The sequence below is a fragment of the Actinotalea sp. JY-7885 genome (assembly GCF_014525465.1).
In the GTDB taxonomy this organism is placed as follows: Bacteria; Actinomycetota; Actinomycetes; order Actinomycetales; family Cellulomonadaceae; genus Actinotalea.
The window spans coordinates 1-3,336 of sequence record NZ_JACEXH010000252.1; the positions used below are offsets into that span (position 1 = coordinate 1).

Annotated in this window: 4 protein-coding genes; 1 reads left to right on the forward strand and 3 read right to left on the reverse strand. The window is 76.8% G+C overall.

Annotation, left to right across the window (positions count from 1 at the left end; genetic code table 11):
• On the forward strand, positions 1–393 hold a 393-nt coding region (locus IDM29_RS15755; protein ID WP_188037765.1), incomplete at its 5' end, for a M23 family metallopeptidase.
• A 26-nt stretch (positions 394–419) separates the two neighbouring features.
• On the opposite strand, the gene whiG is transcribed toward IDM29_RS15755, so the two are convergent.
• The 3 genes from whiG to dprA all read right to left on the reverse strand — a co-directional run.
• Positions 420–1,277: an RNA polymerase sigma factor WhiG gene (gene whiG / locus IDM29_RS15760; protein ID WP_182113568.1), complete on the reverse strand. Its 858-nt coding sequence runs from the start codon at positions 1,275–1,277 to the stop codon at positions 420–422.
• A 13-nt stretch (positions 1,278–1,290) separates the two neighbouring features.
• Positions 1,291–2,220: a tyrosine recombinase XerC gene (locus IDM29_RS15765; RefSeq protein ID WP_182113567.1), complete on the reverse strand. Its 930-nt coding sequence runs from the start codon at positions 2,218–2,220 to the stop codon at positions 1,291–1,293.
• A gap of 52 nt (positions 2,221–2,272) precedes the next feature.
• A partial coding sequence (dprA, locus tag IDM29_RS15770; protein ID WP_188037766.1) for a DNA-processing protein DprA occupies positions 2,273–3,336 on the reverse strand: 1,064 nt, incomplete at its 5' end.

Here is a 3,336-nt window from a genome sequence, read left to right on the forward strand (position 1 = left end):
CGCGCGCGGTTCGACCCGCCCGCCGAGCGCTGGTCCGCCGGGCACCGGGGCGTCGACCTGGACGCCCCGGCCGGCACGGCGGTGCTCGCGCCCGCCGCGGGGACGGTCGTGGTCGCCGGCGTCGTGGTGGACCGCGGGGTCGTGACGCTCCAGCACGACGACGGGCTCCGCTCGAGCCTGGAGCCCGTCACGGGTGCGCCCGCCGTGGGCACCCGGGTCGCACCGGGCGACGTCGTGGGGCGCGTGCAGGACGGGCCGGCGCGCTCCCACTGCACGCCGCGGTGCCTGCACTGGGGCGTGCGGGACGGCGAGGTCTACGTCGACCCGCTGGGGCTCCTCCCGGGAGGGGGACCCGTGGTCCTGCTGCCCGGCCCGGTCCGGGGCACGGCGTGACCGGGCGCCGCCGTCGCGCCGGACCGTCAGACCCGGTCCTGCTCCTGGAGGGTGGTGCGCAGCCGCAGCATCGCCGCGGTGTGCATCTGGGAGATCCGGGACTCCGTGACGCCGAGGATGCGGCCGATCTCCGCGAGGGTCATGCCCTCGTAGTAGTACAGGACCAGCACGAGCTTCTCGCGCTCGCCGAGCCGCTCGATCGCCCGCGCCAGGACGATCTTCATCTCCTGCGCCTCGACGTTGCCGACCGGGTCGGGCGCGCCCGGGTCCTCCAGGGTGTCGAGCAGCGAGAGGGAGTCACCGCGATCCGAGCCGCCGCCGAGCATCTCGTCGAGGGCAGCGACGTTGACCGTCGACAGCTGGGTGAAGACGGCGCGCAGCTCCACCACGCCGATCTCCAGGCGCGCCGCGACCTCCTGCTCCGTGGGCGGCCGGCGCAGCTCGCCCTCGAGCTCGGCGAACGCGCGGTCCACGGCGCGGGCCTTGGTGCGCACGGACCGCGGGATCCAGTCGATGGCGCGGAGCTCGTCGATGATGGCCCCGCGGACGCGCGAGCTGGCGTAGGTCTCGAACTTGACCGCGCGGTCCGTCTCGAACTTCTCGATCGCGTCGATGAGGCCGAACATCCCGTAGGACACGAGGTCCGCCTGCTCGACCATGCTGGGCAGCCCGGCCCCCACGCGCGCGGCCACCATCGTCACCAGCGGCGCGTAGTGCAGGATCAGTCGCTCGCGCGCGCCGCGGTCGCCGGTCTCCTTGAACACGGCCCACAGCGAGCTGATGCGGATGGCGTCCTCGGCGGCGCCCTCGGCGTGCGGGCGCGGGACGACATCGCCCGAAGGGCGCGTGCTCCTCGGTGACCGGGTCCGGGACTCTGCTGCCATCACTGGGTCCGTCTCAGGCTCGGGGGTGGGCTTGAAGGTACGACGACCGCAGGCGGTCCGGACTGACGTGCGTGTAGCGCTGGGTCGTCGCGAGGGTCGCGTGGCCCAAGATCTCCTGAACGCTACGCAGATCCGAGCCTCCCTGCACGAGGTGCGTCGCAGCGGTGTGTCGCAGCGCGTGCGGGGAGACGTCGTCCACGCCTGCCGCGAGGGCGGCCCGGTGCACGAGGGTACGGACCTGACGCTGGTCCATGCGGCCCCCGCGCGTCCCGAGCAGCAGGGCCGGGCCGGTCGTCGGGACGACCAGCGCGGGGCGGCCCCGGTCGAGCCACGCGTCCAGGGCGCGCGCGGCGGGGACGCCGAAGGGGACGACGCGCTCCTTGGCGCCCTTGCCCATGACCCGCAGCAGCCGACCCGAGCGGTCGACGTCGTGCACGTCCGCACCGACCAGCTCGCCGACGCGCACCCCGGTGGCGTAGAGCAGCTCGAGGACGACCCAGTCCCGCAGGGCCCCGGGCTCCCCCGTCGCCTCCGCGGTCGCGCGGGAGACGTCCACCAGACGCGCCGCCGGGGCGAGCGCGAGCGCCGTGGGGAGCTGGTCGCCCGGCTGCGCGGTGACCAGGCGGACGGCGGGGTCGGCCGGGATCAGCCCCTCACCCGCCGCCCACGCGAAGAAGGCACGGACCGCGGCCCCCCGACGCGCGATCGTCGCGCGCGCCAGGCCGCCGCTCACCATGGCGGCGAGCCAGGCGCGCAGCAGGGCCAGGTCGACGTCCTGCCACGCCACGCCGCGTCGCCGCGCGAAGGCCAGCACGTGCTGCAGGTCGCCCCGGTAGGCCCGCACGGTGTGCGGCGACATGCCCCGTGCCACCGCGAGGTGCTGCGCGAACGCGTCGACGACCGCATCGGTCGACGCGGTCCGCACGTCGTCGGTCGGGGGCATGGCCCTACGGTGGCGTGTTCTGCGAGCGCTCACAAGGCGGTCCGGTCACAGTTCACCCGCCCTGTGCCGGAAGATCCCAATCCTCCGTCCGGATCGCCCCGGTCCGTCCCGGTCCAGGACGATCCGCCCGCCGCCACCCACCCGTGACCTCGGTCGCCAGACCCGCCAGCTCCAGGGCACCCAGGGCGCCGGCGACCTCGGGGCCGGACAGCCCCGCGACCCGGGCGAGCGCGTCGAGCCGCGCCCCCTGCCGCACCGGCAGCGCGTCCAGCGTGCGCCGGGCCGCGTCGTCGAGACCGCCGAGGTCGAGTCTGGCGTGCCGGTCCCGCGCGGCCCCCGGTCGCGCGTCGCTCCGACCGCCGGGAGGCGCGCCCGCTCGCGCGGCGTCGAGGCCTCCGGCGAGCTCGAGGACCTCCGCGGCGTCCGTCACGCACACGGCGAGCCCGTCGCGCAGGAGCCGGTGGCAACCGGCGGACGCCGCTGACGTCACCGGCCCGGGCACGGCACCCACGGGTCGCAGCAGGCCCGCCGCGTGGCCGGCCGTGCTGAGCGCGCCGGACCGCCACGCCGCCTCGAGGACGACGGTGGCGCGCGCGGCGCCGGCGATGAGGCGGTTGCGCAGGAGGAACCGCGAGCGGCTCGGCACCGAGCCGGGCGGCACCTCGCTGACGACCGCGCCGCCGCCGTCGGCCATGGCCGCGAGGAGGCGGGCGTTGCCGGCCGGGTACGGGCGGTCCACGCCGCCCGCGAGGAAGGCGACGGTCGGCGCCGCGCTCGCGAGGGCGACCCGGTGGGCCACCGCGTCGATGCCGTACGCGCCGCCGGAGACCACCGTCCAGCCGGCGTCCGCGACGCCCGAGGCCACCTGGGCGGTGACGTGCTCGCCGTAGGCCGTGCACGCGCGGGCGCCGATGAGCGCCACGGACCGTGCGCACAGCCGGGCCAGGTCGCTCGTCCCGCGCACCCACAGGCACGCGGGCGCCGCGGCACCGAGGTCGTCGAGGCCGCTCGGCCAGCCGGCGGCGCCGGGCACCAGCACCGTGACGCCGAGGCGCTGCGCGTGGCGCAGGTCGCGCTCGACGTCCAGCCCGTCGAGCCGTCCGGCCCACCGCAGCG

Coding starts and splice junctions, on each gene's coding strand:
- whiG (WP_182113568.1), bottom strand. CDS start 1,277: ATGGCAGCAGAGTCCCGGACCCGGTCACCGAGGAGCACGCGCCCTTCG.
- IDM29_RS15765 (WP_182113567.1), bottom strand. CDS start 2,220: ATGCCCCCGACCGACGACGTGCGGACCGCGTCGACCGATGCGGTCGTC.